This is a genomic window from Methylobacterium sp. WL18, assembly GCF_008040015.1.
Classification (GTDB): Bacteria; Pseudomonadota; Alphaproteobacteria; order Rhizobiales; family Beijerinckiaceae; genus Methylobacterium; species Methylobacterium mesophilicum.
Window position 1 is genome coordinate 1 of record NZ_VRVD01000460.1, and the last position, 3,810, is coordinate 3,810.

4 protein-coding genes are annotated in these 3,810 nt (G+C 70.8%); 2 read left to right on the forward strand and 2 right to left on the reverse strand.

Going from position 1 to position 3,810, the window contains the following annotated elements; all coding sequences use genetic code 11:
- Positions 1-129: 129 nt before the first annotated feature.
- Positions 130-1,575 carry an FAD-linked oxidase C-terminal domain-containing protein gene (locus FV228_RS22885; protein ID WP_147856698.1) on the reverse strand — a complete coding sequence of 482 codons (1,446 nt, stop codon included), beginning with the start codon at positions 1,573-1,575 and terminating at the stop codon, positions 130-132.
- Positions 1,576-1,773: 198 nt separating this feature from the next.
- Here FV228_RS22885 and FV228_RS22890 point away from each other — a divergent pair, with 198 nt between their 5' ends.
- The gene (locus FV228_RS22890; RefSeq protein ID WP_147856699.1) at positions 1,774-2,799 is read left to right on the forward strand and encodes a KpsF/GutQ family sugar-phosphate isomerase; all 1,026 of its coding nucleotides are present in this window, start codon (positions 1,774-1,776) and stop codon (positions 2,797-2,799) included.
- A gap of 84 nt (positions 2,800-2,883) precedes the next feature.
- Positions 2,884-3,645: an acyl-CoA thioester hydrolase/BAAT C-terminal domain-containing protein gene (locus tag FV228_RS22895; RefSeq protein WP_147856700.1), complete on the forward strand. Its 762-nt coding sequence runs from the start codon at positions 2,884-2,886 to the stop codon at positions 3,643-3,645.
- Between the two features lie 12 nt (positions 3,646-3,657).
- Here FV228_RS22895 and FV228_RS22900 read toward each other — a convergent pair.
- On the reverse strand, positions 3,658-3,810 hold a 153-nt coding region (locus tag FV228_RS22900; RefSeq protein WP_147856701.1), incomplete at its 5' end, for an SHOCT domain-containing protein.

A 3,810-nucleotide genomic window follows, 5' to 3' on the forward strand; every position in this document is an offset into this window, starting at 1 on the left:
AGCCTGCGCCGGCCCGAGGCCGGGCCGAACCGCGGCGGCGTGGCGGCCTGAGGACGACGCGGCGCGACGAATCAGGGGCTCCGCCCCCGAACCCCACCAAAGGGCTGAGCCCTTTGGGAACCCGGGACTTCAGGCCGCCTTGGTCGCCTCCAGCCGTCCGTCCAGGGGGAACACCTTGGCGGGGTTGAGCATCCAGTCGGGGTCGAACACCGCCTTCACCCGCATCTGCTGCTCCAGATCGACCTGCGCGTACTGGAACCGCATCAGGTCGCGCTTCTCGATCCCGACGCCGTGCTCCCCGGTGAGGCAGCCGCCGACCTCGACGCAGAGCTTTAGGATCGCGTCGCCCGCGGCCTCGGCCTTCTGCAATTCGCCTGGCGTGTTGATGTCGAACAGGATCAGCGGGTGCAGGTTGCCGTCGCCCGCGTGGAACACGTTGGCCACCCGCAGGCCGTGGCCGGCGCAGATCGCCCCGATCCGCTCCAGCACCGGGCCGAGCTGCCCGGTCGGGATGGTGCCGTCCATGCAGATGTAGTCGGAGATGCGCCCCGTCGCCCCGAAGGCCGACTTGCGGCCCTTCCAGATCGCGGCGGATTCGGCCTCCGAGCGGGACACCCGCACGCTGGTCGGCCTGAAGTCCTTGGCGATCGCCTCGATGCGTCCGAGCATCGCGTCGCACTCGGCATCCGATCCCTCGACCTCGATGATCAGCATCGCCTCGGCATCGCGCGGGTAGCCGGCCTGGGCGAAGTCCTCGGTGATCAGGATCGCCTCGCGGTCCATGTACTCGATCGCCACCGGGATGATGCCGGCCGCGATGATCGCGGCGACGCAATCGCCCGCATCCTCGACCTTCGAGAAGCCGACCAGCACCGGCCGCGCGCCCTCGGCGGCGCGCAGGATCCGCACGGTCGCCTCGGTGACGATGCCGAGCTGCCCCTCCGACCCGCAGACGAGGCCCAGGAGATCGTAGCCCGGGCTGTCGAGGTGCTGGCCGCCGACCTCCACCACGGTGCCGTCGTTGAGCACCAGGGTGACGCCCAGCAGGTTGTTGGTGGTCACCCCGTATTTCAGGCAGTGCGCCCCCCCGGAATTCATCGCGATGTTGCCCGCGATCGTGCAGGCGAGCTGGCTCGACGGGTCGGGGGCGTAGAAGAAACCCTCGTGGGCGACCGCGCCCGAGATCGCCAGGTTGGTCAGCCCGCTCTGCACCCGGGCGGTGCGGTTCTCGAAATCGAGGTCGAGCACCTGGGTCATCTTGCCGACGCCCAGGATGATCGCGTCGCCTTGCGCGATCGCCCCGCCGGCGAGCGAGGTGCCGGCGCCCCGCGGCACCACCCGCACGCCCTCGGCGTGGCAATAGGCCATCACGGCCGCCACCTCCCGGGTGGTCGAGGGCAGGACCACGGCCAGCGGCATCTGCCGGTAGGCGGTGAGCCCGTCGGTCTCGAAGGCCCGGCGCTCGTCCTCGCTCACCACCAGCGCCTCCGGGGCGACCAGGGGCGCGAGGCCCGCCAGGATCTCCCCCCGCCGGGCGAGGATGTTCGGGTCGGGATCGGGGAAGCGGATGGTCATGGGGCTTGGGCCCTTTTGGCTGGCGTATGCGGAGCATGGACCCGCCGGAGCGGGCCTTCAACCGCCGGGCGGACGGAGAGGGGCGGCATGTCGTCCCGGCGTCACATTTCAACCATGACGGCTCCCTAGCGTCGAAAACCTCGCTTCGCTTCGCCTTCGCGGCGCCGGACCCTGCTCGACGGGTCCAGAACGGAACCGATGACCGCTCCCGCTTCCAGCGCCCTGCGCGACGACCCCTACGACGCGCCCTCGCCGCATCTCGCGGGCACCCGCGATATCGGGATCCGCAGCCTGCAACTGGGCATCGCCGCCCTGCAGGAGACCAGCGCGGCGTTCCAGGGCAGCCTCGGCGTCGCGTTCGAGGAGGCGGTGCAGACCATCCTGCAGAGCAAGGGCCGGGTCATCGTCAGCGGCATCGGCAAGAGCGGGCATATCGGCCGCAAGATCGCCGCGACGCTGGCCTCCACGGGCACCCACGCGTTCTTCGTCCACCCCACCGAGGCGAGCCACGGCGACCTCGGCATGATCGCCCGCGACGACGTGATCGTCGCCCTGTCCTGGTCCGGGGAGACCGCGGAACTCTCCGACCTCGTCGGCTTCAGCCGCCGTTTCTCGATCCCGCTGGTGGCCATCACCCGCAACGGCGCCAGCACGCTGGGCAAGGCCGCCGACGTGCTGCTGGAGTTGCCGCGGGTGCGCGAGGCCTGCCCGCACGACCTCGCCCCGACCTCCTCTAGCCTGATCCAGCTGGCGCTCGGCGACGCCCTGGCGGTGGCGCTGCTGGAGCGGCGCGGCTTCACCTCGGCCCGCTTCCACACCCTCCATCCCGGCGGGACGCTCGCGGCCCGGCTCAAGACCGTGCAGCAGGTGATGCACGGCCCGCAGGACATGCCGCTGGTCCACGAGACCGCGCTGATGTCCGAGGTGCTGATCGAGATCGCGGCGCGCCGCTACGGCTGCGTCGGCGTCACGGACGGCGCCGGGCGCCTCGTCGGCATCATCACGGACGGCGACCTACGCCGCCACATGGGCCCCGAGATCCTCGACACCCCGGTCTCGGCGATCATGACCCGCGAGCCGATCACCGTGGAGCCGCACAAGCTCGCCCAGGCCGCCCTCGAACTGATGAACCGCCGGCTGATCACCGCCGTCTTCGCGGTCACCGACGGCCGGCCCGTCGGCATCGTGCACGTCCACGACCTGCTGCGCGCCGGCATCGCCTGAGTTTTTCGTCGTCCCGCCGGGCGAGGCCCGGAGCTCATCCGGACCCGATAGGCCGGACGCATCGCCGCGTGCCATGATCCGGGCATGGCGCTCCAAATCATCAACCGTCCTCTGCCCGGCTGGGGCATGACCTATGGGCCGTCCGGCGACGGTCCATTTCCAGCCGTGATGGTCCTGCACGGCTCCGAAGGGGCCTGGTCGGGCTACAGCTACCTCACGGCGGCCATGCTCGCCGCCCACGGCTTCCTGGCCTTCCCGTTCGGCTACTCGCGTGGCGGCAACGTCTGGAATGCCGGCGACATCGTCGATGTTCCGCTCGACCGGACGGTCGAGGCCCTTGGCGTCCTGCGCGCCCTGCCGATGGCCGGGCGGGTCGGCCTCTACGGTGTCTCCCGGGGGGCGGAACACGCCCTGCTGGTGGCGTCGTTGATGGCACGGGATGATGTCGCCGGCTTGCCCGATGCCGTCGCGGCCCATGCCGCGCCGGACGTCGTCTGCGGTGCTTTCGTGGGCGCCGCGTGGCGTGATTCCGGTGATCCGGGATTTCAGCCTTGGGATCCCGCCCAGCGGGCCTGGACATGGCGCGGCACGTCGGACGACCTGCTTCCGACTACCCCGATCGAGATCGAGCGGTATCGCGGTCCCCTGTACTTGAGTCACGGCCTGCGGGACGCGACGTGGGCGGCCGCGATGACGGAGCGTCTTCGGGACCGGCTGCACCGCCACGGTCTGGACCCCGAGGTCCATCTGCTCGCGGATCAGGATCACATGCCCGACGGCGAGGACGAGAACGAGCACCACCGCCGGTTGATCGCGTTCCTGCGGCGGACCTTGACCGACCTTTGATCAACCGCGCGCCTACAGCCGCGCCAGCAGTTCCGCCTTCTTGTCCAAAAACTCCCGCTCGCTGAGCACGCCCCGGGCGTGCAGCTCCGCCAGCCGCTCGATCGTGGCCAGCACATCGCCCGACGAGGCCGGCTCCGGCGCGGGCGCGGTCGGTCGAAGCGGGGG

Bases quoted from the DNA above. Each gene is read 5' to 3' on its own strand.
- FV228_RS22885 (WP_147856698.1), bottom strand. From the start codon at position 1,575: ATGACCATCCGCTTCCCCGATCCCGACCCGAACATCCTCGCCCGGCGG.
- FV228_RS22890 (WP_147856699.1), top strand. From the start codon at position 1,774: ATGACCGCTCCCGCTTCCAGCGCCCTGCGCGACGACCCCTACGACGCG.
- FV228_RS22895 (WP_147856700.1), top strand. From the start codon at position 2,884: ATGGCGCTCCAAATCATCAACCGTCCTCTGCCCGGCTGGGGCATGACC.